Consider the following 24,485-nt stretch of genomic DNA (forward strand, 5'->3'; position numbering starts at 1 on the left):
GCTGGACCATGGAGGACCCGTTTGAGCGGAGGGCCGACAGTGAATCGTCCGTGGCGGGTCAGGGCAGCGGCCCGCTCCCGCCGGCGGGCGGCGGTGCGCAGACCGGCGGTACGGCGCGGGTATCCCGCTACGGCCCGCGCCGCCGGCGCCGGCTCCCCAAGCCCGTGCGTCCGCTGCGCCGAGCAGTGGTCGCGCTGGTCCTGGCGCTGCTGGGCGTCCCCGCCGGGACCCTCGCCTGGGCCGGCAACACGCTCAACAACAGCGTCGATCTCGCGGAGCCCACCGGGGCGCAGCGGACCGGCGAGGGCACCAACTACCTGATCGTCGGCTCCGACAGCCGGGCAGGTCTCACCGACAGCCAGAAACGGGAACTGCACACCGGATCGGCCGGTGGCCGGCGCACCGACTCGATGATCCTTCTGCACACCGGCGCGCACGGCGCGACCATGGTGAGCCTGCCGCGTGACTCCTGGCTGACGGTGCCCGGCTTCACCAGTCCCCGGACCGGTAAGCACTATGGCCCCACGAAGAACAAACTCAACGCCGCCTTTTCGATGGGCGGCCCCAAGATGCTCACCCGCACCATCGAGCACAACACCGGTCTGCGGATCGACCACTACGCGGAGATCGGTTTCGCGGGCTTCGTGAACCTCGTCGACGCGGTCGGCGGTGTACGGATGTGTCTCGACCGGGACCTGAAGGACAAGAAGTCCGGCGCCGACCTCAAGAAAGGCTGCCAGATTCTGGACGGCACCGCGGCACTCGCGTTCGTCCGCCAGCGCCATCAGGAGGCCGAGGGCGATCTGGGCCGCACCAAGAACCAGCAGAAGTTCCTGTCGTCGCTGGCCCGGAAGGCCACGGCGCGGGGCACCTTGCTCAATCCCTTCGCGCTCTATCCCGCACTCCAGGCCGGGCTGGACACCCTCATCGTCGACCGGGAGACCGGTTTGCTGGACCTGACGACGATGTTCCGGGCGATCCAGGGTGTCAACGGCGGGCACGGAAAGCAGATCAACGTCCCCGTGAGCGATGTCGGCATCCCCACCTCCAAGGGCAACGCGGTGCTCTGGGACAAGGCGCGGGCCAGGAAGCTCTTCGACGAGCTCGCACGGGACCGGCCGGTGGACGTCGAGAGCAGGCGGGTCCGCTAGCGCGGCCATCCGGAGGTGCGAGCGGCTGTCACCGCTGTCCCTGCACCGTGGTCACGGTCACCGTGACGCGCGCCCGAAGGGGCGAACGCACCGTGACCACGGCCGGTCTCCCCGGGGGCACCGTGCGGGTGTCGCTCCACGCCCCGCCGCCGGCTACCGACACGCGCCGGTAACCGCTGTCCGTCGGCGAAGCGATCTCGGTCCGGCCGCCCCGGCGCGCGTCGTACACGAGGCGGTAGCGGCCGGCACCCTGGCTCTCCGAGCGCGGCCGCCCGGCAACCGCCGCCGCATACGCCGTAGCGGTCAGCTCCTTGTTGGTGCGGAGTTTCCCGTCCTCGTCCATGGCGCAGTAGCCGCCGCCGTAGCACCACACATAGCCGGTCCAGCCCGAGCTGTAGCGGGCGAACGAGGCGAGCGCATCACGGTAGAAGCGGCGGCTGTGCGGAAGCGCGTTGTTGAGCGGGCCCCACTCGCCGACGACGACGGGGATGCGACGGCGCCGGGGATAGTCGGTGACGGCGGCCTCGTACGCCTCGATCCAGCCGGCGTCCGGGTCGTAGTCGGCGCCGGCCTCCATCGCCGCGTTGTAGAAGTGCGGGGAGTACACGACACGAGGGTCGTGCACGGTGCCGAGCCCGGTCGGCACGCCTTCGCCGACGATCGGGGTCGGCTCGATGAACAGCCGGCTCTCACGGTCGACGGTGCGGATGTGACGTGCGATGCGGTTGTACATGGGCGTGAGGTACTGGGCCTCGATACGGCGCGCCGCGGCAGGCAGCTCCTCGTCTGCCCGGAGCTCTCCCATCGGCTCGTTGATCAGGTCGTACCCGAACACGGCCGGGTGGTCGCCGAAGCGGTCGGCGAGCAGGCGCCACATCCGCGACTGGGCGCGCTGCAGGTCCGGATCGGTGTAGAGGTGGGTGAAGGCCCGCTGTACAGCGGGTTCGAAGTACTCCGCGAACCAGTCGTCGGGATGTGGGGTGAAGGGCAGCCCGTCGGTACGGGTCGCCCACTCGGGGATGCCGCGGTGGCCGAACGCCGGGCCGAAGACATCCTGATGGGCGTCGATGAGTACCTGGACGTCGTACTTGCCGGCCCAGTCGAGGATCCGCTCGATGCTGCGGAGATACCGCTGGCTGTAGCGGCCCCGGCGGGGTTCGAGGTCGTCCCAGAAGATCAGCAGCCGGGCGAAGTGGAAGCCGTGGGAACGCAGATCACGGAAGTGGCGCTCGGTGATGGCGGACAGTGCGTCGGCTCCGCGGTGCACCTTGTCCTCGACGTTCCAGCCGTGCAGCGTCACCACCCGCCCGTCGTCGTCCAGCAGCCGCGGCACGCCGGCACCCGCTCCGGGATCCGGGGCGGCGGATGCGGGTGGGGCGGCAGTGCCGAGCGTCGTCACCAGCGCCAGTAGGGCGGTGCCGAGCGCCACGAGCGCGCCGCGAAGAGCCGAGCTGACCGTACGCATCGCTGCACTCCTTGATCATGCCGTGACTCTGCCGGCCGGCCTGAGAGGATCAACTGCGGTCGCTGTTCCGCGACATGAGGTGAAGGTAAGCCGAGGAGCGTGACGATGGAATACATGAAGCTGGGGTCGACCGGGCTGGATGTCTCGCGGATCTGTGTGGGGTGCATGAGCTTCGGCGACCCCGGCCGCGGCACCCACTCCTGGACCCTCGACGAGGAGGCCGGCCGCCCGCTGATCCGCCAGGCCGTCGAAGCCGGCATCAACTTCTTCGACACCGCGAACGTCTATTCCGACGGCTCCAGCGAAGAGATCGTCGGACGCGCCCTCAAGGACTTCGCCCGCCGCGACGAAATCGTGCTGGCCACCAAGGTCTGCGGGATCACCCACGAGGGCCCCAACGGCAGGGGCCTGTCCCGCAAGGCCATCATGACCGAGATCGACAACAGCCTGCGCCGGCTGGGCACCGACTACGTCGACCTCTACCAGATCCACCGCTGGGACCCGTACACCCCGATCGAGGAAACCCTGGAAGCGCTGCACGACGTCGTCAAGGCCGGCAAGGCCCGCTATCTGGGTGCCTCCTCCATGTACGCCTGGCAGTTCTCCAAGGCGCTCCACACCGCCGAACGGCACGGCTGGACCCGGTTCGTCAGCATGCAGAACCACTACAACCTCCTCTACCGCGAGGAGGAGCGGGAGATGCTGCCGCTCTGCGCGGACCAGGGCATCGGCGTCATCCCGTGGAGCCCGCTGGCGCGCGGCCGGCTCACCCGGGACTGGGACGCCACCAGCGTCCGCAGCGACACCGACGAATTCGGCAAGAAGCTCTACCGCGACGAGGACCGGCAGATCGTCGAGGCCGTCGCCCGCATCGCGGAGGCCCGCGGGCTGCCGCGCGCCCGGGTCGCCCTCGCCTGGCTGTCCTCGCGGCCCGGAGTCACCTCCCCCATCGTCGGTGTGACGAAGCCGCACCACTGGGACGACGCACTGGCCTCCCTCGACCTCCAGCTGACCGCGGACGAGGTCCAGCAGCTGGAGGAACCGTACCGGCCGCACGAGGTAACCGGGTTCTGACCCCGTAGCGCGGGCCTGCCGCGTGGCGACGGCTCCGGCGCGGACCGAGCCGATGTCGTCGCCGGGACCGCCCGCTACTACTACTGGATCAGCCTCGCCGGCGCGGACGATCCCCCTGGGACCTGGCGGACCCGTTCAGGACAGCGGGACGCCGGCGATGGCGACGCGCTCCATCACCCGGCGCTGCGGGAAGTAGTCGTTGACCGCGTAGTGCTGGGTGGCGATGTTGTCCCAGATGGCGACGGAGTCGGGCTCCCAGTGGAAGCGGATCTGGAACTCGGGGATGCGTGCCTGGAGCACCAGGAGGTCGAGCAGTTCGCGGTTCTCCGCGTCGGACAGGCCCGTGATGCGGCGGGTGAACGGCTCGTTCACGTACAGGGTCTTGCGGCCGCTACGAGGGTGTCGCACGACGACGGGGTGTTGGACCTGCGGCCAGGTCTGACGGAAGGCGGCCTTCTGCGCGTCGTTCATGAGGGCGCCCCAGCTGGCCTCCCAGTCGTGGACGGCGGTGAGGCCCTCCAGCCGCTCCTTCAGGTCATCGGGCAGGTTGTCGTAGGCGGCGGCCATGTCCGCCCACATCGTGTCGCCGCCCGCGGTGGGCACCTCCACGGCGCGCAGGACGGCACCGAGCGAGGGGTTGGCCATGAACGAGTGGTCGCTGTGCCAGATGTTCTTGTTGCCTGCGGCCTTGGCGTCCTTGGCGAGCCGGGAGATGCCGGGGGTCCCGGTCCGTGCGAAGAACGGGTTGGCCTCCGGCGGACCCCAGACTCCGGACAGGGCGAGCTGGTGCTCGGCCGTGAAGCCGGTCTGGCCGCGGAAGAAGATCACCTTCCACTCCAGCAGCGCCTGACACAGCTCCGCCGCGAGTTCGTCGGTGATCGGCCGGGTCAGATCGACGCCACCGAGCACGGCGCCGAAGTGCGGGGTGAGTGGAGCGATCTCCAGCAGCCGGTACGCGAACTGCTCGGCTCCGGGGGCGAGTCGTTCCAGGACGCGACTGCCGTAGCGCATGAGGGGCTTGTCGAGTACGGGCTTGGGGTCGGCCACAGGGGTCGAGGCGATGGCCTGCATGGGTACCTCCCGACAGCGGAAACCAATTACGTGACTGCCAGTATCGATATGCACCCATGGCGGGGCAAGGGGTCGGGGCGAGTTGTTTCGATACGTGGTGCGCACGCGCGGCGTGGCCGAAGCCGGGCGCGGCGAAGCGAAGCGACGCGAAGGGCCGACTACCCGGCATGCGTGCATGGATTCGGTGCGTGGACGCGTGCGTGCGTACGCGCCAGAAGCGTCAGTCGGGGTACGGCCGGGCGCCGACTGCCCGGCCGATCAGGTCCACCATCGATTCGACAAGCGCCTCGTCCGGTATCCGCTGCTCGCCGACCAGGCGGAAGAACAGCGAAGCCGCCACGAGCGTCGCAGCATCCGTCACGTCGGCGTCCGGCCGTACGTCACCGCGCGCGATCCCTCGCTCCAGCAGGTGCCGCGTCTCGCTCATCACGCGGGACGTGTAGTCGCGATAGGTCCCGGGCTCCGCTCCGGCCTCCGCGGCGGCACCGATCACCCCGGCGAGCAGCCGACCCACGCCGGGCTGCCGATAAGCCTCCATGCGCGCCGTCAGTACGGCCCGCAGCTCTGCCCGGAAGTCGCCCATATCAGGCACGGTCAGCGGGCCGATCCGGGACTCCATGGCGGCGATGACGAGGTCCTGCTTGGTGGGCCAGCGCCGGTACATCGCAGGTTTGCTCACCCCGGCGCGGGCCGCCACGGCGTCCATGGTCAGCGCGTTCATACCGCTCTCCGCCACCAGGTCGACAACGGCGTCGAGGACGGCCCGCGTGACGTGCTCCTGACGCGGCCGGCCCGGCCCCCTCCGCGTGCGATGCACCTGCTCGTCAGCCATGCGGTGACCCTACGCGGCCCCCGACCGCGCCGCTCGTGGGGGATGTGGCACCTCAGCCGCTCACCACACACGCCGCCTCGGCCAAGTCACCCCGGAGCATGCTTGGCGATCGTCCCGGTGAGCGTAGGCAGCTCCCGGCCCAACACCAGCACGCGCGGCATCTTGTGGCGATCGATCCGCGGCACCCTCCAGGTGCTGTTGCGCACCGTCGCGCGGCACCACCACGTCGGCCGCGGCATGAGGAGACGTGTGAAGCCGTACGGGTGGGGCCCCGGGTTGAGCCCCACCCGTGCCGACGGTCTGCGGATCAGCCCGTGACGCGCCAGGTCAGCGCCGCGGACAGGTGCTTGCGCAGGGCCGGGGTGCGGACCGCGCGCGTGGGGTCGGCGGCCTTGGCGGTGACGGTGTGGGTGCGGCCGTCGGCGGGGACACCGAGGGATCCGGGCTCGACCGAGGTCCGGCCGCGGGCGGCGGCGACCTCGTGGCCGTCGACGTACCACGTCACCCGCGCGCGGGCGGCCGGGGTGACGCGGATCCGGTCGTCGCGGGACAGGGACTGCGCGGTGCCGACCCTGCTGGTCAGTACGCTCGCGTGACGGTAGAAGCCGGCAATCATGGCCTCGCGGCCCGGGAGGTTGAACTCACGGCCGAGCGTGCGCATGATCGAGTTCTCGGTGGGGCGGTTGAGCCCGAACTGGTAGTAGCCGCCGCCCTCGTACGCCCCGACCGTCCCGCCGTCCGGCGACTCCTGACCGATCCAGCGGTACCACTTCTGCTGCCGGCCGGTCATCTCCTCGGCGGAGAGGGTGGAGAGGTTGACCTCGGTGGGCTCGGGACCGGAGTACGTCCCCGGCTGCCCGTAGTCGTATTCGTCGGCGAGCTTGCCGAGCGAATGGCCCGTCTCGTGCACCGCGATCTGGTCGGACTGGGCGTTGTCGGAGGAGGCGGTGGCGATGCCGTCGTATCCGACCTGCGAGGAGACGGCGTTGTAGCCCGCGCCGCCATACTTGGTGGAGTTGGACAGCACGACGACGAGGTCGGCGGCGGGGGCCTTGGCCGCGTACGACTCGACCTTGTTGGTGTCGACGCAGAGCAGCCGCTCGGTGCCGTCGCAGAAGAACGCCGAGCCGAGGGCGGTGTCGCGGGTGACGTCCTGGGTCGGGTCGCCGGAGACACCGGAATCACGCGAGACGGCGTCGACGGCCCAGACGTTGAACAGGCCGGTGTACGAGGCGTACGGCTCGACCTCGGTCATCTTGGCCCACTTGGCGCGGATATCGGCGTGGAAGTCCTCCTGCTGCGCCTCGGTGTATCCGTCTCCGACGAAGACGACGTCCAGCTTGCTGTCGACGGGGCCGCTCTGGACGATCGAGGTGACGTCCCCGTCGGCGGCGATGGACGCCTTGTCGGCCGGTGACAGCGGCTTCGGGGCCGCAACCTTGGTGTGCCGGGGGTGGCCGTCCGGGCCGGTGAAGTACTCGACCGTCTGCTGGGTCTCAGGGGATTGAGGGGTCGGCGCCGGGGCCGCGCCCTGGGCCGTGGTCGCGGCGGCTGTCGCGGCGACCACGGCCGCGAGGGTCGTCCCGATGACCGCTGCGGTACGTCCGGATATGGAGGTGCGTCTACGCATGTGGGGGTCCTCCCGAAGCTCACCGCGACGGCGGCGAGTTGAGCCAGATTTTGGCGCGGCTCAATGTATGGGCTCGGGAGGCGACGGACAACGGGTGTTACTCAAGTGACGTGTGATGAGGGGTGGTTCAGGCCATCAGCCCTCGGCGGTGGCGGGATCCAGGAAGCCGCCCCGCAGATGCAGGAGAACGCCGCCCGGACGATCGCCGATGCGGGCGGCCCGGGAACTTCCGGTTGTGCGGCCGCTTCCCGCACTGGGGGCCGCGCCCTGTGCTGCGGTGTCCGCGGCGACGGATCAGTGTGGAGGTACGAGGAACCCTTCGACCACGCGGCGGACCTTGTCCACGACGCCGTAGGCTTCCTCGTCGCTCATCCGCAACGCGGTGTTCGCGGCGATGAGAACCGCGTCGATCTGGAAGGCCGCGAGCTCGACATCGAGTTCGGCGATCTCCCCGGCGTCGGCGGCGTGTCGCAGCTCGGCGGCAAGGAGGGCCCGCCAGTCCCGCTGGCACTGGAACAGCGCGTCGCGGACACGCCCGGGGCGGCTGTCGAAGTCCGCAAGATTCGCCGCCCAGAAGCATCCTCCCGGGAACAGCGGCACCTCTGCGTACTCCACCCACCGCTCGATCAGCACACGCACTCGCGCGGCGCCACGAGGTGCGGTCCGAGCGGGGTGGACGACGGCGTCGTTGAACACGTCACGGGCCACCTCGACCGCGGCGGCTTGCAGGTTCTCCTTCGTCCCAAAGAGGGTCTGGACACCGCTCTTGCTGATCCCGAGGTCGGTGGCCAACCGCCCGAGGCTGAGTCCGCCCAGCCCTTCCAGTGAGGCCACGTCCACGGCATGGCGGACGATCGTCCGCCTGGACCGCGCGCCACGCAGCAGGCGCTGATCCGAAATCACCGCGTCGCCCCCCTCACCGCCGCCCGAGTGGACGACGGCGTCCGCATCCGACCGCTGCTTCCGTTCGCTCATCGCCGTCATTTTGCCAGACGCTCTTGCCTAAACGTACGACCGGTCGTACTTTTTGTTTGGGGCGGCCATCTGAGCGCCCTTCATCGCGGATTCCGGCCCCGCACGCACTCGGTTCGGCCCTTCGAGTCCGCACAGCAACAAACGGGGGTGCACGTACATTGGACGGCCATCGAATGTTCGAACTGGCCCAGGAGTTGGCAGTCGCCAAGAGCCGGCAGGACGTACCCGCGGCCATGAAACTCTTCCACCGCGACATGGTTCTGGAGGCTCCGGCATTCGGGACGACCGCCCGTGGCCCGGATGAGAACGAGAAGGCGCTCAACGCGTTCTTCGCCTCGTTTCCCGACTACAGCGTCGAACTCCAGGGCCATGCCGACAACGGCGACGCGCTGGTCTGCTGGGGGACGGCGAGGATGACCATGACGGGCGACCGGTTCCGCGTGGTCCCCAACGGGAGGCGCGCCGAGCTGCCCGTGTTCATCCAATTCGCCTTCAAGGACAGCTTGATCGCCGGCGAGCGGTTCTTCTTCGATCTGTCCGCACTCTGCGTCCAGGCAGGCGTCTCGGCCGACGCAGTCAGGCGAACGCTCTTCGGGGACGCCGTGGATCCCGTGGGTCCCGTGGATCCCGTGACGCTGCCGCAGGGGCATCACCGCCCAGGCTTCTTGGCAGCGCGCCACCCGCATCCCCCGTCTTCGACCAGCCGGATCGAACCGATCAAGGGCGATGAGAAATGACAGCAGATCCAAGGGCCAAGACAGACCCCAGGGTGAAGACTGTCGGCGAGATCAAGACCGCGCATCTCTTCGACATGGTCGTCGACTTGCGTCCGCGGCTGAACATCGGCGACGGCCCACTGGGACAACGGGTCCTTTTCGGCGCTGCCGGCGGGACGTTCCAAGGGCCGGGGCTACGGGGCGAAGTGCTGGCGGGCGGCGGCGATTGGACGTTGTTCCGCCCCGACGGAGTGATGACCCTGGACGTCCGGCTGGCACTGCGCACGCACGATGATGCCCTTCTGCACATGACCTACGGCGGCCGCTGGGTCACCCCACCCGACCTGCGGGCCGACATGGCCGATGCCGTCAAGAGGCACCAGGTCGACCCCGCTCGCTACTACTTCCGAACGAATCCGCTCTTCGAAACAGGGGCGAAGCGATACGCGTGGCTGAACGACATCGTCTGCGTGGGGTCGGGATACCTGGTCGAAGGCGGAATCGCCTACAAGGTCTCACGCGTCGCGTGAAGACCGCGTCGGCTAGCGGCGGCGCGTCGCCCAGACATAGCCCCGCGTGCGGGCGCCCCGTCCCCGGAAGGGGGCGAGGCGCCCGCATCCCACGCGGAAAGGGACATCAATGAGGAAGGGGTTACAAGGGGCGGACCATTTCCGCTTGCGGACCCTTCTGCCCCTGGGTGACCTCGAACTCCACCCGCTGGTTCTCTTCCAAGGCCCTGTATCCGTTGGTCTGGATGGCCGAGAAGTGCACGAACACGTCGGCGCCGCCATCGTCCTGGCTGATGAAGCCGTACCCCTTGTCCCCGTTGAACCACTTCACAGTGCCTGTTGCCATCGGTCCCAGTCCTTCACTCAGGTTCCACGGTGCGCTCGTGACGCCCGGACACGGCCCGAATCGAGCAGCCTCCGGAGCTTGATCATTTCCTCCCGCCCCAGCAAAATCCAGCATCCTCCCTGCACCTCACCCTTGGGGATGAACCAAACCTCACAGGTCACGGCTCTCCCCCGGGACTCCGCGCAGGGCCCGCGCACCGATCGCGCCTGCCGGGGTGTGTCACCAGGTGTGCGCGACGTCCACGATCAGCTGGCCACCGGACTGCTGCACGCGGAACGGCAGCTTGGCGCGCACGCCCAGGCCGACCTGCGTCTGGCCCTCGAAGCTCGCCCCGAACTTGGTGTCCTTGAAGGTCTTGTAGCCGGAGATGTTCACCCCCGGCAGCGGCTTGCCCGCCTTCCCGGCGTAAGTGAGCCGGCCGGACGCCGGGTCGTAGCTCGGCGTGGACACATAGATCTGGAGGATGGCCCCGCCGCCGACCGGTATCCGCTCCCCGGACCCGTCCTGGTGGAAGGCGGGGACGTAGCCGACGTGGTAGCCCGTCTTGCCCGGTCCGCTGCCGATGTCGAAGACCATGCGGTCGAAGCAGGGGTTCTGGCTGGTCGTGATGTTCTTCAGCGGCTTGGTGTTCTCGTTGGCGGCCGACTTGGTGCCGCTTCCCCAGGCGGTCGAGCAGGCAGCTGCCGGGGCGGCCTTGGCCACCGGACCGCTCGCCGCCTCGGCCACCCCGGCCCCGCCGACCAGCCCCACGCCCGCCAGCACGAGCGCCGTGGACGCCGTTCCCAACCGTCGCATGATGTACCTCCACAACAGGATGTGCGTACGACTTCGCGTACGAGTGCACGTGATAGGAGGGCAGGGACGGCGAAGGCGTTGCCCTGCGGGGTGGCTTCTGGCCAAACGGTCGTCGAAGTTGTCGTGAAAGGTGAGCGGCCCCGGCCAGGAACGGTTCGCCAACCGGCCCGCATCGCGCACCAGGGCCTGACGGAACCGGCGAGCATACGTCTCAGCGGTACTCCAGGGGCCGCTCGGCGCGTTCGTCAGCAACCGGCGGTCCGGGCGTCGTCGCCTCTCGCCGGAGCTGGCCTACGCAGCAGGATCCCTTTCCGTATAGCCCGGGCGCGAGACCTGAGAGATCTCCCCATTGTGATCGGGGGGCGTCGGGGTGAGGCAGAAGACGCGGATGTCCCGGCCGGCGCGGGCAGCGTACGTGTCGTAGAAAGGCAGGGCCAGCTGGATGCGGTGGCGTTGCTGTTCCTTCTCGGAAGCGGTGAGCTGTCGTGCACTCACTCTCCAGGAGCTCCCCTGAGCGGAAAGGGTGGCTTGAGGGTCGTGGAGCAGGTTGTTGCTCCACGCCGGGTGGTTGGGGCGGCCGAAGTTGCTGCCGAAGACCATCCAGGTTCCATCTTCGGCTCGATGCGCGGACAGGGGCGTGGCGCGTGGGGCACCGGTGCGGTGCCCGGTGGTACCCAGCACGATGGTGTCCAGGAAGAGCCGGCTCGGCAACAGGCGGCCCCCGGTCAAGCGGTGGATCAGCAGATCGCACTGGGGCAGCACGTAGGGGGCGAGTCGCGTGACGGCGCGGTTGGTGGCAAGGCGGGCGATGAGGGGATGCGTCATGAGCCGGTCTCTGTCCTCGGAGGCGCAACGGGCCTGTAGGGGAGGTGCTGTGGCGGGCGTTGATCGGGTTGACCGTTCACGGGCCACGCAGCGCAGGCGCGCTCAGCCATCGCGGTGATGGTGAGTGCCGGGTTGACGCCCAGGTTGGTGGGAACGGTGCAGGCGTCGGCGATGTGCAGGGACGGGTAGTGGTGGACCCGGTGGTAGAGGTCGGCGACGCTCCTGGCGGGGTCGCTGCCGATCGGACAGCCGCCCATCAGATGCGCGGTGACCGGCAGCCCCAGGGCGGTGCTCCACAGCAGACCTGCCCGACCGCCGATGTGCCGGGCGTAGTGGTGCGCTACGGCCTCCGCAGCAGCGAGCCGTACGAGTTCGGGCTGCGGGCTTCCTGGGCGAAAGGTCATCCTGCCGTGGCGGTAGCGGCTGGTCAGGTGTGAGTCGCCCTGCTCCATGGCGAAGAACACGGCGGTACGACGGCCGAAGTCCCGCCAGGGGCGGCAGGTCAATCGTGCGAACAACGCTGCGGGATGCGAGCCCTGCCCAAGTCTGCACAGCTGAACCAGCAGGTCCGGGTGCGGCTGCAGCGCGGAGCTGATCGCGACACCTGGTCCCACATCGAAGCCAGGTGCGGACGCGGCGGCGAAAACCTCGCGGTTGGTCCGTGTCCGCGTGCCCAATGCTTGCGACATCTGCGGCAGGTGCGGCCGCGATCGGTGCAGGAGTTCCATGGTCCCCCACGCGCCACCGGCGAGAACGACCTGACGTGCAGTCAGCACCACCCGGCGTCGAGTGATGCCGATGCTCTGGAGCGTATGCACCTGCCAGGTGCCGTCCGGCTGCGGGACCAGTCGGCGGGCCTCGACCATGGGCCGGATGTCCGCCCCTGAGCGTTCGGCCAGGTACAGGTAGTTGTGGTCGAGAGAGTTCTTGGCGCCGGCGCGGCAGCCGAGGGTACAGCGTCCGCATTGCGTGCAGCCCGCCCGAGCCGGCCCATGGTCGCCGAAGAAGGGGTCGGGTACGGTCCGGCCGGGCGGGCCGAAGTGGATACCCACCCGGGTGGCGTGGACGGTTCCGGACACTCCCAGCGCATCGGCCGCCAGGCGCAGGACGTCATCGCCGGCTGTCGGTCGCGGAACGGTGGTCGTGCCCAGCATCCGTTCAGCCAGCGCGTAGTACGGGAGGAGTTCCGCCTCCCAGTTGAGAGCCGAGTCCCAGCAGGGGGCCCGGAACACCGGCGCGCCGGGCCTGTAGTGCACCCCTGCGTAGACGAGGGACCCACCGCCGACCCCGATGCCCATCAGGGCGATCAGCCGGCGGCGTACCCGTAGGCGTGCGATGCCCCGGCACCCGAGCCATGGCGCCCACAGCAGGCGGTGGGCCTGCCAGGGGGATGTGGCGAAGTCCTCCGGACGCCACCGCCGCCCGGCCTCGAGAACGGTGACGCGGTAGCCCTTCTGCGCCAGACGCAGCGCCGTCACGCTACCGCCGAACCCGGAGCCAACGACGACCACATCGCACGAGCCCACCCCGTCCACACCTGTCGTCACAGCCAGTACATTGCCGATCGCTAGTTGTGCTCGTGATCGAGAGAGAGCCCGTGGCTGTTTCCGCCCTTCCCCCTGCCGTGCCGACCGCTCCTGGAGCTCTGCCCCTGCTCGGGCACGGCCCGAGACTCGTGTGCGACCCGCTCAACTTCATGGCCTCGCTCAACGAGCTGGGTCCCCTGGTACGTATGCGAGGCCCTGTCTTCACCCCTGATGTCTACCTGGTCAATTCGCCGGAACTCCTCCATCAGGTCTTGGTGACCGAAGCCCGCAACTACGCCCAGGGCAGGATCACCAGCGGAGTCGGTTCCCAGTTCGGCGTCGGCCTGGTGATGGACCTGGAGTTCGAGGGGCTGACTCTCTTCGAATCGCACCGCCGGCACCGTCGCGCCGTGCAGCCGGGCTTCCACCCGCAGCGGATCGCCGCCCGGACGCCGGAGGTCCGGCGGGCCACACAGGAAGCCATCGCCCGGTGGCGCCCAGAGGCGACCGTCAGGGTGGACAAGGAGAAGGCCCAGCTCGCCTACTCCGTCAACGCCCACGCCATTTGCGGCGACACCCCTTGCCCGCGAACACGTGGTGGCCGCCCTCGCATCCCTGTCCTCCCAGACCACCCATGGCCTGTACTGGCGACTCTCACTCCCCCAGCTCGCCCGCCTCAGGCATGTGCCGGGCACCGGCCGGTTCCAGCGTGCCGTGTCCGATCTGCGCACCGCCGTCACGGCCGCTGTCGCGCATCACCGCAGCCAGGGCGCGACCGGCGATGATGTCCTCTCCCTGCTCCTGCAGGCCCGTTACGCCGACACCGGCGAAGCGCTCGGCGACGAGCAGATCATTACCGACACGCTGTTCCTGGCCTGGGCCGCGGTCCACGGCCTGAAGGATGTACTGCCCCATGTCCTCTACGAGCTGGCGCGACATCCGGAGGTAGAACGTCGCGTGCACGAAGAGGTCGATTCCGTTCTGGGCGGCCTCCCCGTACAGGCCGAGGACCTGCCCAAACTCGAGTACAACCGACGCGTCGTCAAGGAGACCCTGCGCCTGCACCCCGCCGTCTGGATGCTGGCCCGGCGCAGCCTCGTCCCCGTGCGCCTTGGCCAGGCAGAACTCCCGGCGGGCACCGAACTCGCCTACTGCAACTATGCGATGCACCGAGACCCCACACTCCACCCTGATCCACTGCGCTTCGACCCCGACCGTTGGCTCCCCGAGCGCGCGAAGACCCTGCCACGCTGCGCCGACATCACCTTCGGTGCAGGGGTGCGCAAATGCATCGGCGACGCCTTGACGATGAACCAGATCCTTACCGCCCTGGCCACCATCGCCGGTCGCTGGCAATTACGCACCGCGCCCAGTCACCGCTACCGGCCGCACGCCCGTGTCATCATCTCCCCCGGCTCACTGCCCATGACCTGCCACTTCCGCAGCGCATGATGCAGGCACCCCAGACCGGCCCGGGCTCGTCCCGCGCCCTTGGCAACGCATGCACGATGTCACCGCGCGGGTCCCGCCTCCGCAGACGGTGATGAAACCGGCAGGTGAAGACCGAGCGTGCCTGTGGCGACCGGACTGCACCGCGCAGGGGGCCGGCTCTGCTCGTATGCCTCACGGTCTAAGGCGGGTGGCCTCCCACCCTGGCTGCCGCGCCGCAGACGGTGGCCACGTTGACCGGCCGGAACGGGGATGCCTGCCCGGATGCCGCGCCTGCTCAGGTGCTGACGGACAGCGCGCGAGGAGTACGCGCAGTCGGCCGGCACTACGTCCGGCCGGGTGCGGGGCCGGACGTAGTGCCGGCCGGGAGCACGCAGGCGGGCCATCCGTTCAAAGCGTGATCGTGGGACATGACGCCGTTCTTGTGAGTAAGGCAGTCGGCGCGTCTGCCGATTGCCACTACCGAGTCATTGCGCTCTCAGCTTGCGGCTTCCGGCTCGGCTCTTCGCGATGTTTCGTGTCTTCTTCCTGCCGGCTGACTCGGCGAGCAGGGCGAGTACCGCCGGCGACGTCGACTCCACGGCGAGGAGGCGCTGCATCCAGTCCGTGACCCTCGCCAACTCGGCCGGTGTCGGCACGTGACCGTCCTTGACGGACAGGTAGAACAGCCAGTCGTGGATGCGACGGCGGATGAACTCGCGGAACTCCTCCGTCTTGAGCTGGTCGGTCTCTGGCAGCAGTTCGGCGGACCACTGCCGGAACTCGGCGGGACCGGTCACCTTCGTCGCGATGCTGTCCACGAGGGCGACCACCGCCGTCTTGGACGAGATCTCGTTGGGGTCGCGCAGGATCGTGGCCACGATCGCGCGGTCTCGGTCACGGCTCCGCGCGGAAGCGGTCACCGAGATGACGCGTTGATACACGGACGATCGAACGTGCTCGTCCGCGACGGCATCGTCGATGTCCACGTCGAGGATGCCGGCCCCCGCGAGCAGTTCGGCAACATCGGTGCGCAATGTCATCGCTTCATCCCCTCCCGCAGGGTCGGTTCCTGGCGGCCGCGCGTCGCTCCCGCTCAGCCTGCTTCTCCGCCTGCTCCGCCTGGTTTCACCTGGTTTCGCCTGCCGAGCTTCCTGACCGCTTTCCTGATCCAGGTCTCGTAATGCTCCACCGCTTGTTGCTGCTTGCGTGTGAGCTCCAGTTGGCCGTCGAGGGGGTGGCCGTTCGGCCCGATCCTGACCTCGCGGTCCCCGGCACCGGTGACATGAGCGTGCGCCAGCTTGGCGTCATCCTCGTGCACGCCGATGCGCACAGCGTTCTTGCCGGACACCGAAGCAGCCCAGTGCCTCTCGTTCGGATCACGCCGCAGACGAGGGGCCGGGCACCTGCGTATCTGTGGCTCCGACGAGATGCGGTCGATTTTTCCCCCGGACCTGATCCACACCTCAGCGCTTAACGAGCCACAGCGCGACCATCGTCTCCTTCATCGCTTCCGTCCATGTCGCGCGGCCAGATGGCGATGGCGATCAGCACGGCCGCCCATATCCCCAGCGGCATGACCGGCCAGTAGTAGGTCGGCTCTCCCTTCTGCGCACAGCGTGCGCCCCAGATCCCGGACATGATCACCGCCCCACCGAGCCAGTAGCGCCATTCGGCCAGCCACTCCCTGAGGTCTTTGCGGTCCTGCTCCGAGCGGGTCGGCGCCGGTGCGGGTAAGTCGGCTGTCACTACGGCGAGGTCAGCGGCCGTACGCGCCTGCAGGGCGCGCTTTGAACGGATCTCGTGCTCATGCTGACCGAGTCGTCCCTCGGCTAGCCCTGCCGCCAACACACCGAGTGCCTCGTCGCGGTCACGGTCCGAGACCCGCACAGCGGGCACGGCAGGCTCACGTCGGTCATCCACCACTGTCTCCTTGCGGCTCCGTGCAGCACCTCACCTGACGGGAGGTTAGAATACGACTGTATCTCAAAGAAGGGAGCGCGATCGATGCCCAAGACCGTCGACAAGGAGGAACAGCGCCGGCAGATCGGCGCGGCCCTGCTCCAGTTGGTCGCCGACCGCGGCCTCGACGAGGTCAGCGTGCGCACCGTGGCCGCCGCAACCGGCCGCTCCCCCGGCGCCGTTCAGAAGTACTTCCGCACGAAGGACGAGATGCTCACGTTCGCAGCCGAACTGGCCGGTGAGCGGATCGAGCACCGGATGGCCGAGGTGAACACCGCATTGCCACTACGCCAGGCGCTGCGCGACCTCATCCTGACCACGCTCCCCGTGGACGCCGAGCGACGGGCCGAGGCCACCGCGCAACTCTCCTTCGCCGTCCACGCGGCACACCACCCCGGCCTTGCCACGATCCGGCAGCAGGTCGACCGAGACATCCATCAGGCACTGGCCGCCTGGCTGGAGCGGGCCGGGCACGAAGCCAACGCGGCGGTCGTCGCTGATGCCGTCATCGCACTGTCCGACGGCCTGGCGCTGCGCATGCTGTACGCCCCGCAGGAGCAGGAGCACCTGCTCACAGTCCTGGGCCGGGCGCTGGACACCCTGATCCCGGCCACCCATGGGACAACCCCGCGTCTCCGCGAGTAGGCCGGGGAGACCGGGCGTTTGCGCCCACAGGAAATAGCCGGCGCAGTTGCTCGCGAACCGCGCGTGAGGAATACGCCTTGTCCGCCAGGCCCACGCCCGGCTTGGCGCGCGGCTGACGACGCCGTCGGGGCAAGCGCAGGCGGGCCATGACATCCGTGAACGCGGGTACATGGCGGCCTGTCCGGCGGCGAGACCGAACGCGAGAGGTCAGCAGCGGGCATCGGCCGCGAGGTGGAGCTCGGTGATCAGTCCGCCGCGAGACCGGCCACCGGCATGGGTCCGGCTTGTCGACTGTCGGCCGGTCTCGCGGCTGGCCCCGGGCGCGCGCCGGCGAGCATCAGGCGCCCGGACGGACGGCCGCTCAAGCTCCCCACCAGCGCGACGCCGAACCGGCCGCTCCGGTCGACTTTGGCTCACCGGAACCGCCAGGCCACGTCATGTCGCGCGGTCATCGTGCCTGGCCGGGACCTAGTGGACGCTGAGGAAAGCGTCCAGCTCCCTTTCGAGGGCGACCTTCGGCTTCGCGCCGACGATGGTCTGGACGACCTCACCGCCTTGATAGACGTTCATGAGCGGGATCGACATGACCCCGTACTTGGCAGCAGTCGCCGGGTTCTGGTCGATGTTGAGCTTGACGATGTCGATCTTGTCGCCGTGCTCGGCCGCGATCGCTTCCAGCGATGGGGCGACCTGACGGCACGGACCGCACCATTCGGCCCAGAAGTCGACCAGGACGGGCTTGTCGCTCTTGAGGACATCTTCCTCGAAGGAAGCGTCGGTCACGGTCTTCAGGGCCACGAGGGGCTCCTCTTCATCAGTTCGGGCCGAACAACACTGGAACCACAGCCCTGCCGGAAGAGCGACGGGCAGCGGACGGGCAGCGCCCGGCATCCACAGCAACACGCGGCCGGAGCACTGCGCCTGGAGCCCAGTGTGGCCGACTGCCTCACCACGCCACTGCCGCCTCACCGACCCAGCCCGGAATCGGCAGGCTACAGAGGGCGGACGCTGTACACGTCGACATAGGAACCGGGCCTTCGTGGTGCCAGGTGAGAAGCAATGCTCGGCGAGGGGAGGGCGTCCCGGTGGTCGAGCCAGGCACCGGCCCGTCCTGGGATCGGCATGTTCAGCATGGCCTCCTCCCCTGCAGACCCACATCCTCCTGGCTCTTCGGACGTGGGTCACCGCCGAGGAGGCGGTGCGTCGGATCCGGGAGGTTCGGCGGATGACGACGAAGCCCTTCGCCGTGAACCTGGTGCTGGACTTCCCGGTCGACGAGCTTCTCGACGTCTGCCTGGCGGAAGGCGTACCGGCCATCTCGACGTTCTGGGGTGACCCCTCGGCCGTCGCCGAACGCGCACGCTCGGCCGGCGCCCTTCACCTCCACACGGTCGGATCCGTCGCGGAGGCCGAACGCGCCGTTGCCGCAGGCGTCGACGTGATCGTGGCCCAGGGGTACGAAGCGGGCGGCCACGTGCGCGGGGAGACCACCACGATGGCGCTCGTGCCCGCGGTGGTGGACGCCGTGCACCCGGTGCCCGTCATCGCGGCCGGCGGCATCGCCGACGGCCGCGGACTCGCCGCCGCGCTGGCCCTCGGGGCGCAGGCCGGATGGCTGGGCACCCGATTCCTGACGGCATCCGAAGCGGCCACGCACGAGGTCTACCGGCAAGCCGTACTCCAGGCGGCGCCGCAGGACGCGGTGCACACGCGGTGCTTCGACGGCGGCTGGCCCAACGCCCCACATCGGGCCCTGCGCAACTCCACGCTCCGCGCCTGGGAGGCCGCGGGCAGTCCGGACGCGCCGAACCGTCCCGGCGAAGGCACCGTGGTGGCCCGGAGCACCCACGGACGGGAATGGCCGCGTTACGAAGACATGGCCCCCGTGCCCGGCATGTCAGGTGACGTGGAAGCGCTCGCCCTCTACGCGGGCCAGAGCGCCGGGCTTGTGCACGACATCGCCCCGGCGGGCCGCATCGTGGCGGACATCGCCGCGGATGCCGCAGCCCTCTTGAGGCAGCCGCGGGCCCTCTGATACCCGGTCGGCTCCCCGCACACCGCAGTGACCAGAGGAGAGAGCCCGCGACTTCGTGCAGCGCTTCCACGGCTTGCGCGACGGGTCCACCTCGACATCGATAATTGCGTTGCGGCCCTCGGCGGCCTTTCCGGCCCGCACCGCGTCGAGCGCCGCAGTGATGTCGCCGGCAGCTGCGATGTGGTCCTCCTTCAGCAGCATCATCTCGGAGAGATCGAGCCGGTGACTGCTGCCGCCTCCGGAGTAAACGGCGCATTTGGCGAGGGCTCGTAGGTCAGGGCCCGATTACGCGTGTCGAGCACCTGCACGCCCAGGTCGCCGACCAGGTCAACGTACCGCTTGGTCAAAGCGGCTATGCCGCAGAAGAGTTGCAGGAAGTTCAGCGCAGTACGCTCCCCCGTCATCAGGGTGCGTGTCTCACCGTTGAGGCGGATCACCGCCTGGCCCTGCTGAACGAATGCCCTTCTGGGGAGGTTCGTCCACGACAACCTCGGGGTCGAGCTGACGGAAGACCTCGGAGACGATGGGCAGGCCACTCACGACACCGGGCAGTTGGCGATGATCTCGGCCTCGGCGCGCAGCCCCGCAGCCCCGCAGGCACGCTCCGGCGGGTGGTGATGTCGTCGTCCGAGCCGTCCTCCGTTAGCGCCAGGGTGACGGCGAAGCTTTTGTCCGCCAGGGGGAATACGCCGGTTACGGCGTCTGATCCATGGGGCCGGGCGTCTTGAGGTCCGCGGCCCAGCGTTCCGCCCACCCGTGCAGGCCGGCGAGCTTGTCGCACGCCTCTTTTCCGAGTGCTGTCAGGCAGTAACTGTCATCGGTGCCGCGATCCACCAGTCGCGCGTCGAGCAGTTCGAGCAGCCGCTGGCGCAGCACGCTCGACGACATCCCGTCACACCGCTGCTGCAATACCCGGAAGCCCAGCGGCTGATCGCGCAGTTCCCACAGGATCCGCAGGGCCCACCGTCGGCCGAAGAGGTCGAGTGCGGCCATGAGGGGGCGTCCGGTGGTGGAGCCGCGGACTGGGTGACCTGGTCTGGGTGTCGAGGGCATCGCGCTAGTGGTTCCTCTCCACGAAAGCTGGTGCTTCGTTTTCAGAAACACTACGCTCTCTCCGGTGATTTGAAAATCGAAGCACCAGGGGGAGTTCATGCCCGAACGGAAAGTGACGCTGCAGGCGCCTTACCCACCGGAGACCGGAGAACCGCTGCGCCGGATGACCACGCCAGGCGCGGAGAACGATGTAGAGGGGGCGGCCATGCTTGCGACTTGTGAAACGCCAGATGCGGGTGGGCCCCTCTTCGCAACCCTGGCCACCGAGGCGAACCAATGACCACAAGCCGCGGCATCCGCACATCCAACGGACGGTTGCTGGTTCCCACGTTGCTGTTCATCGCGCTCGTGGTCGCGGTCGTCGGCAGTCTCGGAGCGCCTCTGATCACTTCGGTGGCAGGCGAGTTCAGCGTCTCGCTGGCGACTGCGCAGTGGACACTTACCGCCCCACTGCTGGTCGGCGCGATCGCCACCCCGGTGCTGGGCCGGCTGGGCGCCGGCCCGCGCCGCCGTCAGGTCACCCTGGCAACCCTGGCCGTCGTGGTGGCGGGCAGCTTCCTGGCGGTGGTGCCACCGTCGTTCGGCTGGCTGCTCGCCGGACGGGCCGCCCAGGGCACGGGGTTGGGGCTGACCGCACTGATGATGGGCGTCGCCCGCGACCATCTGCCGGCGGCACGCTCCGGACCGGCAATCGCGTTGCTGTCGGTGGCCTCCACTGTCGGCATCGGCGTCGGCTACCCGCTGGCCGGGCTCCTGACCGACATGGCCGGGCTGCGCGCGGCCTACGGACTCGGCCTGCTGATCACCACGGTCGCGTTGGCCGCCGCCTGGTGGTCGGTGCCCCAGCCGCCGACCGGCCGCTCGGCGCCGGTTGACGTGCCGGGCGCAGTGCTGCTGGGCAGCGGCCTGGTCGCCCTGCTCTTGGCGATCGGCGAGACGACGACGTGGACCGATCACCCGGTGTTCGGCGCCGCACTCCTGGTCGTCGCCGCCATTTTGATCGGCACCTGGGCACGCCGGGAGCGCCGCTGCACTGCGCCGCTGGTAGATCTCGCGCTGCTGCGCAGCCCCGCGGTGGCGGGGGCCAACGCTGTCATGCTGCTCGGCGGCATCGGCATGTACCTGCTGCTGACCCTGGTGACCCGGTACGTGCAGACGCCCGATTCGACCGGTTACGGGTTCGGCGTCGACGTCTTCGTCGCGGGCCTGGTGCTGGTGCCGTTCTCCGTGCTGGGATTCGTCGGCGGCAAGCTGGTACGACCGTTGAGCGTGCGGCTCTCCCCTGCGACAGTGCTGGCGCTTGGGGGCACGGCCGTGCTGGTAGCGCTGTTGGTGTTCGCGCTGAGCCGCAGCCAGCTGTGGCATTCGTTCGCGGTGATGGGCGTGCTGGGTTTGGGCGTCGGTGCCTTCTCGGCAGCCATGCCCGCCGCGATCCTCTCCGTCACCCCGGCGGAGGAGACCTCCAGCGCGATGAGCTTCAACCAGGTGGTCCGCAGCGTCGGGTTCTCGATCGGCAGCGCACTGGGCGGCCTCACCCTGGCCGCGCATACCCCCGCCGACTCAACGTTCCCCACCGACACCGGATTCACAACAGCATCCTGGATCGGCGCCGCCGCGATGGGGATCACCGTCGTCGCCGCACTCACGCTTCGACAAGCACCGGACTCGACCACGACGGGACCGGCTGACCTTCCGGAACAGATCACACAGCCGGGGCAGCATGATCCGCGCGATCGGGTTGTCGGTGATATCCGCGGCAATCAGCAAGACCGTCGTTAGCAGGCCGAGCCTGTCCGTGATGACGTGCGACACCTGCCGTTGATCTTCTTCCCGCCGACGTAGCCGCGTGAGGCCAAGGGGGCTGAAGCGGCTGCTGCCTTGACCGACTGCGCGTCGATGATCGCCGCGGTCGGGCTCGCGGTCGCAGGCCGCGAGGAGTTGACCCACAGGTGCGCGACACCCGGCCCCATGCTGCGGCACTGCACGATGAGCAAGTGGACTCTCCCTGGTTGCGCCACGCCGGGAACTGTCCTCCCCCGCCGAGAGCTTGTGTAGCGTCCAGGCGCATGGACTGTGAACTGATAGAAGGAGACGCCGAGTTCGGGCGCCTGATCGCCGAGGTCGAAGAGACCGGCGAGCGCGTCCGGCTCACCGCGGACGGCGAGCCGGCGGGAGTGCTGCTGGCGGCGGCCGAGCTCGCGGCACTGGAGTACTGGGCCGCACGTCACAACAAGGGCGCGCGTCCGCAGGACGACCCGGCCCCCGAGTACCCGCCGGGGCCGACGGCGTACGGGCCTTACCTCGGCTACAGCCATCCGCACGGCGGGATGACGCTGACTCGGGGTGGAGCGGTCGTGGCCGAGCTGCGTGACGCCGAAACGCTGGCGCAGCTCGAACAACAGGCGATGTACGGGCGTCAGGGGTACATGGGCCCGAAGCAGTCGGCCGCGTTCGCAGAGTTCCTTGCCCGTCAGACTCCGGTTGGCGACGACCGCTGAATGGCCGCCGGTTGGATGACACTTGCCCACGAGCGGTAACGCGGGGGGCGTACGGCCGGTCGAGCGATCGGGGTGGGCGAGGGCGGCGGTGCCGCGCCGAGTGCCTCGGTGAGGGCGATCAGAACTTCGGTGACTTGGACGCCCTGGCCGAGCCGGCTCCCTGTTATTTGCCCGCATCGAGCAAGGCGGTCAGCTGGAGGCGATGCTGGGACGAGGCCCTGGGGGCGGGCCGGCTGATGTGGATCATGATCGGCGTCGCACAGGTGCCAGCCTGCCTGGGGATGCCGGCCGCCCCGTAAGCTTCCGACTCGCTGGGAATCTCGGTCTGCGAGGCGGGGCCGAAGAAGTCCGCCGCGAAGTGTGGGAGTTCGGCGCCCTGGTTCGCCAGCCGTAAACGGGCCGCCTCACGACACCATCGTGGAGATCACATGCCCCTCGACAGACCGCGCTATCTGCTCGTACGGGCCCAATCCGAGCCCTCCCCCCTCTACGAGTCGTACGACTTCGGGACGTACGAGGACATCGGGACCTTCACCGTCAACGTGCCGCTGGACGACTCCGCCCTGAGCCTGTCGGAGGACCTGACGCACGCGCTGCGCTCATGGTCGCTTTCCCGCCCGCCGAGCGGATTCGCCGCCGGCCCGGACCTGCGGGAGCAGGTCGAACAGGGCCTGGTGGTGGCTCAGCGACTGGCCGCGCATCTCGGACCGTCGTGGGCGGTGCGCTACTGGGACGAGCTCCGCGATACACCGAAGTGGGTGTGCTGGGCCTGCGATTGCCTTCATTGGGAGCGCGACAGCCACGGCGCCCCTCCGCACCCGGTGGACCTCACCGTCGAGGGCGAGTTCCAGTTCGGACCGCTGCGCTCCGAAGGATTTGGGGACTTCTTCCCCGATGATCCGGCCGCCGCCCTGAACCTGTCCGACGGCCTCGTCGCCGCCCTGTACAGGTGGGCGGACGAGATCGACACCACCCTCAACCTGGACATCCGCGACAGGGTGGAGGGCAAGTACGACGACGCCTGGCAGCGGCTGTTTCACGAGGGCAGAGACCTGGCCAGGCAAGTCGCCCGCGAACTCGGCCCCGGCCGGACGGTGATCTACAAGGGCCTGGCGAATGGCGGCCTGGCCGCGATGACCTACGTCGCGTGGCGGGGGGACCGGGAACTGCCCGCGTGAGCCGCGAGGCGGGGCTGACGTTCGGTGCGGGCGGGGCGATCCTGGCAAGCGCCCGCGCCGTGCTGGTGCGGACCATCAAGGCGGTGGGGTCGCGAGCGGGGCCGACCCTGGTCGGCCACAGCCGCACCGTCTCCTTGGGCAAGCCCCGCGTCCGCCAGCTCTGCCCAGCCCCGCCCCAGAAGAACTGCAAGTGAATGACCAGCCCCGCGTTCGACCGGCAGCCGACTCAGCGCCCCAACCCGACCGCCGGGCAACACCACGCGGTGACACCAGCGCTAGCTCTTTGCCCTGGCCCATCAGTCCGGATGCTCAACCACTCAGGTCTGACATTGCTTCGTGGACGCGGGAGACCAACCGCTCCAGGCGGCGCCGTCGGCCTTTGCGTGTACGCGGATTTCGACCTTCACTCCGGGGGCGCATACTCGGGTCGTGCTTCCCACTTCGACGGGACCGATGGCCTCGCCCGCCCGGACGTAGGCACGACCGCTGCCTACTTTCACCCAATGGCCACCGTCGACAACACGGAAGAACGCCTCGTATGAGACGTTCAGCGCCCTTGTTCCGGTGTTACGCGCCTTGATGTGCGCGGTGATTTCTCGAGTAGGGAATTCACCGGCAGATCCTCGCTGGGCACTGATGCAGCCATTGATGGCTACCCGACCGGTCGATACACCCCCGCCACAGGAGATCGCTGCGGCATGAGCATTGGTCGGTACCGCCAGCATGGCGAGTGCGGCTCCGCCCAGGATCGTTCCGATCCGCCTTGAGTCC

At 69.0% G+C, this 24,485-nt stretch carries 26 protein-coding genes and 1 pseudogene; 11 read left to right on the forward strand and 16 right to left on the reverse strand.

Translation table 11 applies throughout. The annotated features are described in order from the left end of the window. Positions 1-8: 8 nt before the first annotated feature. Positions 9-1,151, forward strand: a complete 1,143-nt coding sequence (locus tag QOM21_RS01025; protein WP_407547582.1) for an LCP family protein — start codon at positions 9-11, stop codon at positions 1,149-1,151. A 28-nt stretch (positions 1,152-1,179) separates the two neighbouring features. Here the strand turns inward: QOM21_RS01025 and QOM21_RS01030 are convergent, their stop codons facing one another. Further along, positions 1,180-2,616: a glycoside hydrolase family 5 protein gene (locus QOM21_RS01030; protein WP_407547583.1), complete on the reverse strand. Its 1,437-nt coding sequence runs from the start codon at positions 2,614-2,616 to the stop codon at positions 1,180-1,182. Between the two features lie 105 nt (positions 2,617-2,721). Between QOM21_RS01030 and QOM21_RS01035 the strand changes: the two genes are divergently transcribed. Beyond that, complete coding sequence (locus QOM21_RS01035; protein ID WP_407547584.1) at positions 2,722-3,690, forward strand: aldo/keto reductase; 969 nt, start codon at positions 2,722-2,724, stop codon at positions 3,688-3,690. A 135-nt stretch (positions 3,691-3,825) separates the two neighbouring features. Here QOM21_RS01035 and QOM21_RS01040 read toward each other — a convergent pair whose 3' ends face one another. The 4 genes from QOM21_RS01040 to QOM21_RS01055 all read right to left on the reverse strand — a co-directional run bounded on the left by QOM21_RS01040 (position 3,826) and on the right by QOM21_RS01055 (position 8,198). Next, positions 3,826-4,761 (reverse strand): TauD/TfdA dioxygenase family protein, encoded by a 936-nt coding sequence (locus QOM21_RS01040; protein ID WP_407547585.1) that lies wholly within the window; start codon positions 4,759-4,761, stop codon positions 3,826-3,828. Positions 4,762-4,981: 220 nt separating this feature from the next. Continuing rightward, positions 4,982-5,593 carry a TetR/AcrR family transcriptional regulator gene (locus QOM21_RS01045; protein ID WP_407547586.1) on the reverse strand — a complete coding sequence of 204 codons (612 nt, stop codon included), beginning with the start codon at positions 5,591-5,593 and terminating at the stop codon, positions 4,982-4,984. A 307-nt stretch (positions 5,594-5,900) separates the two neighbouring features. After that, on the reverse strand, positions 5,901-7,223 hold the full coding sequence (locus QOM21_RS01050; protein WP_407547587.1) for a M64 family metallopeptidase: 1,323 nt from the start codon (positions 7,221-7,223) through the stop codon (positions 5,901-5,903). A 294-nt stretch (positions 7,224-7,517) separates the two neighbouring features. Further along, complete coding sequence (locus tag QOM21_RS01055) at positions 7,518-8,198, reverse strand: TetR/AcrR family transcriptional regulator (protein ID WP_407547588.1); 681 nt, start codon at positions 8,196-8,198, stop codon at positions 7,518-7,520. A 173-nt stretch (positions 8,199-8,371) separates the two neighbouring features. On the opposite strand from QOM21_RS01055, the gene QOM21_RS01060 reads away from it, so the two are divergent. Beyond that, on the forward strand, positions 8,372-8,935 hold the full coding sequence (locus tag QOM21_RS01060; protein ID WP_407547589.1) for a nuclear transport factor 2 family protein: 564 nt from the start codon (positions 8,372-8,374) through the stop codon (positions 8,933-8,935). Between the two features lie 32 nt (positions 8,936-8,967). Beyond that, on the forward strand, positions 8,968-9,444 hold the full coding sequence (locus tag QOM21_RS01065) for a DUF3237 domain-containing protein (RefSeq protein WP_407547590.1): 477 nt from the start codon (positions 8,968-8,970) through the stop codon (positions 9,442-9,444). A gap of 121 nt (positions 9,445-9,565) precedes the next feature. Here QOM21_RS01065 and QOM21_RS01070 read toward each other — a convergent pair whose 3' ends face one another. The 4 genes from QOM21_RS01070 to QOM21_RS01085 all read right to left on the reverse strand — a co-directional run bounded on the left by QOM21_RS01070 (position 9,566) and on the right by QOM21_RS01085 (position 12,936). Next, a complete protein-coding gene (locus QOM21_RS01070) occupies positions 9,566-9,769 on the reverse strand; it encodes a cold-shock protein (protein WP_407547591.1) in 204 nt (67 codons plus the stop codon). A 219-nt stretch (positions 9,770-9,988) separates the two neighbouring features. Next, the gene (locus QOM21_RS01075; RefSeq protein ID WP_407547592.1) at positions 9,989-10,564 is read right to left on the reverse strand and encodes a hypothetical protein; all 576 of its coding nucleotides are present in this window, start codon (positions 10,562-10,564) and stop codon (positions 9,989-9,991) included. Between the two features lie 291 nt (positions 10,565-10,855). Further along, the gene (locus tag QOM21_RS01080; RefSeq protein ID WP_407547593.1) at positions 10,856-11,389 is read right to left on the reverse strand and encodes a nitroreductase/quinone reductase family protein; all 534 of its coding nucleotides are present in this window, start codon (positions 11,387-11,389) and stop codon (positions 10,856-10,858) included. Continuing rightward, complete coding sequence (locus QOM21_RS01085; RefSeq protein WP_407547594.1) at positions 11,386-12,936, reverse strand: FAD-dependent oxidoreductase; 1,551 nt, start codon at positions 12,934-12,936, stop codon at positions 11,386-11,388. Before QOM21_RS01085 ends, QOM21_RS01080 begins: the two co-directional genes overlap by 4 nt. 663 nt (positions 12,937-13,599) lie before the next feature. Between QOM21_RS01085 and QOM21_RS01090 the strand changes: the two genes are divergently transcribed. Further along, positions 13,600-14,367, forward strand: coding sequence for a cytochrome P450 (locus tag QOM21_RS01090; RefSeq protein ID WP_407555539.1), 768 nt, complete (start codon positions 13,600-13,602; stop codon positions 14,365-14,367). A 464-nt stretch (positions 14,368-14,831) separates the two neighbouring features. Here the strand turns inward: QOM21_RS01090 and QOM21_RS01095 are convergent, their stop codons facing one another. The 3 genes from QOM21_RS01095 to QOM21_RS01105 all read right to left on the reverse strand — a co-directional run bounded on the left by QOM21_RS01095 (position 14,832) and on the right by QOM21_RS01105 (position 16,266). Then, positions 14,832-15,386 (reverse strand): hypothetical protein, encoded by a 555-nt coding sequence (locus QOM21_RS01095; protein ID WP_407547595.1) that lies wholly within the window; start codon positions 15,384-15,386, stop codon positions 14,832-14,834. Between the two features lie 53 nt (positions 15,387-15,439). Then, positions 15,440-15,694: a hypothetical protein gene (locus tag QOM21_RS01100; protein ID WP_407547596.1), complete on the reverse strand. Its 255-nt coding sequence runs from the start codon at positions 15,692-15,694 to the stop codon at positions 15,440-15,442. Between the two features lie 122 nt (positions 15,695-15,816). Continuing rightward, on the reverse strand, positions 15,817-16,266 hold the full coding sequence (locus QOM21_RS01105; protein WP_407547597.1) for a DUF1707 domain-containing protein: 450 nt from the start codon (positions 16,264-16,266) through the stop codon (positions 15,817-15,819). An 84-nt stretch (positions 16,267-16,350) separates the two neighbouring features. Between QOM21_RS01105 and QOM21_RS01110 the strand changes: the two genes are divergently transcribed. Next, a complete protein-coding gene (locus tag QOM21_RS01110; protein ID WP_407547598.1) occupies positions 16,351-16,950 on the forward strand; it encodes a TetR/AcrR family transcriptional regulator in 600 nt (199 codons plus the stop codon). Between the two features lie 468 nt (positions 16,951-17,418). Here the strand turns inward: QOM21_RS01110 and trxA are convergent, their stop codons facing one another. Next, the gene (trxA, locus tag QOM21_RS01115; protein ID WP_407547599.1) at positions 17,419-17,748 is read right to left on the reverse strand and encodes a thioredoxin; all 330 of its coding nucleotides are present in this window, start codon (positions 17,746-17,748) and stop codon (positions 17,419-17,421) included. 427 nt (positions 17,749-18,175) lie between these two features. Between trxA and QOM21_RS01120 the strand changes: the two genes are divergently transcribed. Further along, positions 18,176-18,985 (forward strand): NAD(P)H-dependent flavin oxidoreductase, encoded by an 810-nt coding sequence (locus tag QOM21_RS01120; protein ID WP_407547600.1) that lies wholly within the window; start codon positions 18,176-18,178, stop codon positions 18,983-18,985. A gap of 144 nt (positions 18,986-19,129) precedes the next feature. Here QOM21_RS01120 and QOM21_RS01125 read toward each other — a convergent pair. From QOM21_RS01125 to QOM21_RS01135, 3 genes and pseudogenes are all read right to left on the reverse strand, one after another. Beyond that, positions 19,130-19,204, reverse strand: a pseudogene (locus tag QOM21_RS01125) (hypothetical protein); the annotation flags it as partial. Next, positions 19,186-19,422 carry a hypothetical protein gene (locus QOM21_RS01130; protein WP_407547601.1) on the reverse strand — a complete coding sequence of 79 codons (237 nt, stop codon included), beginning with the start codon at positions 19,420-19,422 and terminating at the stop codon, positions 19,186-19,188. The gene QOM21_RS01130 and the pseudogene QOM21_RS01125, both read right to left, overlap by 19 nt. 256 nt (positions 19,423-19,678) lie before the next feature. Next, the gene (locus tag QOM21_RS01135; protein WP_407547602.1) at positions 19,679-19,978 is read right to left on the reverse strand and encodes a winged helix-turn-helix transcriptional regulator; all 300 of its coding nucleotides are present in this window, start codon (positions 19,976-19,978) and stop codon (positions 19,679-19,681) included. A 336-nt stretch (positions 19,979-20,314) separates the two neighbouring features. On the opposite strand from QOM21_RS01135, the gene QOM21_RS01140 reads away from it, so the two are divergent. The 4 genes from QOM21_RS01140 (at position 20,315) to QOM21_RS01155 (ending at position 23,908) form a co-directional block, all read left to right on the forward strand. After that, positions 20,315-21,817, forward strand: coding sequence for an MFS transporter (locus QOM21_RS01140; protein ID WP_407547603.1), 1,503 nt, complete (start codon positions 20,315-20,317; stop codon positions 21,815-21,817). A gap of 287 nt (positions 21,818-22,104) precedes the next feature. Then, a complete protein-coding gene (locus tag QOM21_RS01145) occupies positions 22,105-22,536 on the forward strand; it encodes a type II toxin-antitoxin system Phd/YefM family antitoxin (RefSeq protein ID WP_407547604.1) in 432 nt (143 codons plus the stop codon). Between the two features lie 428 nt (positions 22,537-22,964). After that, complete coding sequence (locus tag QOM21_RS01150; RefSeq protein WP_407547605.1) at positions 22,965-23,714, forward strand: hypothetical protein; 750 nt, start codon at positions 22,965-22,967, stop codon at positions 23,712-23,714. Continuing rightward, positions 23,711-23,908, forward strand: a complete 198-nt coding sequence (locus QOM21_RS01155) for a hypothetical protein (RefSeq protein WP_407547606.1) — start codon at positions 23,711-23,713, stop codon at positions 23,906-23,908. Before QOM21_RS01150 ends, QOM21_RS01155 begins: the two co-directional genes overlap by 4 nt. The last annotated feature ends 577 nt before the right edge of the window (positions 23,909-24,485 follow it).

The sequence above is a fragment of the Streptomyces sp. Pv4-95 genome (genome assembly GCF_045782725.1).
Lineage (GTDB): Bacteria > Actinomycetota > Actinomycetes > Streptomycetales > Streptomycetaceae > Streptomyces.

Coding starts and splice junctions, on each gene's coding strand:
- QOM21_RS01150 (WP_407547605.1), top strand. CDS start 22,965: ATGCCCCTCGACAGACCGCGCTATCTGCTCGTACGGGCCCAATCCGAG.
- QOM21_RS01060 (WP_407547589.1), top strand. CDS start 8,372: ATGTTCGAACTGGCCCAGGAGTTGGCAGTCGCCAAGAGCCGGCAGGAC.
- QOM21_RS01075 (WP_407547592.1), bottom strand. CDS start 10,564: ATGCGACGGTTGGGAACGGCGTCCACGGCGCTCGTGCTGGCGGGCGTG.
- QOM21_RS01055 (WP_407547588.1), bottom strand. CDS start 8,198: ATGAGCGAACGGAAGCAGCGGTCGGATGCGGACGCCGTCGTCCACTCG.
- QOM21_RS01050 (WP_407547587.1), bottom strand. CDS start 7,223: ATGCGTAGACGCACCTCCATATCCGGACGTACCGCAGCGGTCATCGGG.
- QOM21_RS01135 (WP_407547602.1), bottom strand. CDS start 19,978: ATGGCCGCACTCGACCTCTTCGGCCGACGGTGGGCCCTGCGGATCCTG.
- QOM21_RS01025 (WP_407547582.1), top strand. CDS start 9: ATGGAGGACCCGTTTGAGCGGAGGGCCGACAGTGAATCGTCCGTGGCG.
- QOM21_RS01070 (WP_407547591.1), bottom strand. CDS start 9,769: ATGGCAACAGGCACTGTGAAGTGGTTCAACGGGGACAAGGGGTACGGC.
- QOM21_RS01045 (WP_407547586.1), bottom strand. CDS start 5,593: ATGGCTGACGAGCAGGTGCATCGCACGCGGAGGGGGCCGGGCCGGCCG.
- QOM21_RS01095 (WP_407547595.1), bottom strand. CDS start 15,386: ATGACATTGCGCACCGATGTTGCCGAACTGCTCGCGGGGGCCGGCATC.
- QOM21_RS01110 (WP_407547598.1), top strand. CDS start 16,351: ATGCCCAAGACCGTCGACAAGGAGGAACAGCGCCGGCAGATCGGCGCG.
- QOM21_RS01030 (WP_407547583.1), bottom strand. CDS start 2,616: ATGCGTACGGTCAGCTCGGCTCTTCGCGGCGCGCTCGTGGCGCTCGGC.
- QOM21_RS01035 (WP_407547584.1), top strand. CDS start 2,722: ATGGAATACATGAAGCTGGGGTCGACCGGGCTGGATGTCTCGCGGATC.
- QOM21_RS01140 (WP_407547603.1), top strand. CDS start 20,315: ATGACCACAAGCCGCGGCATCCGCACATCCAACGGACGGTTGCTGGTT.
- QOM21_RS01145 (WP_407547604.1), top strand. CDS start 22,105: ATGGACTGTGAACTGATAGAAGGAGACGCCGAGTTCGGGCGCCTGATC.
- QOM21_RS01080 (WP_407547593.1), bottom strand. CDS start 11,389: ATGACGCATCCCCTCATCGCCCGCCTTGCCACCAACCGCGCCGTCACG.
- QOM21_RS01120 (WP_407547600.1), top strand. CDS start 18,176: ATGACGACGAAGCCCTTCGCCGTGAACCTGGTGCTGGACTTCCCGGTC.
- QOM21_RS01040 (WP_407547585.1), bottom strand. CDS start 4,761: ATGCAGGCCATCGCCTCGACCCCTGTGGCCGACCCCAAGCCCGTACTC.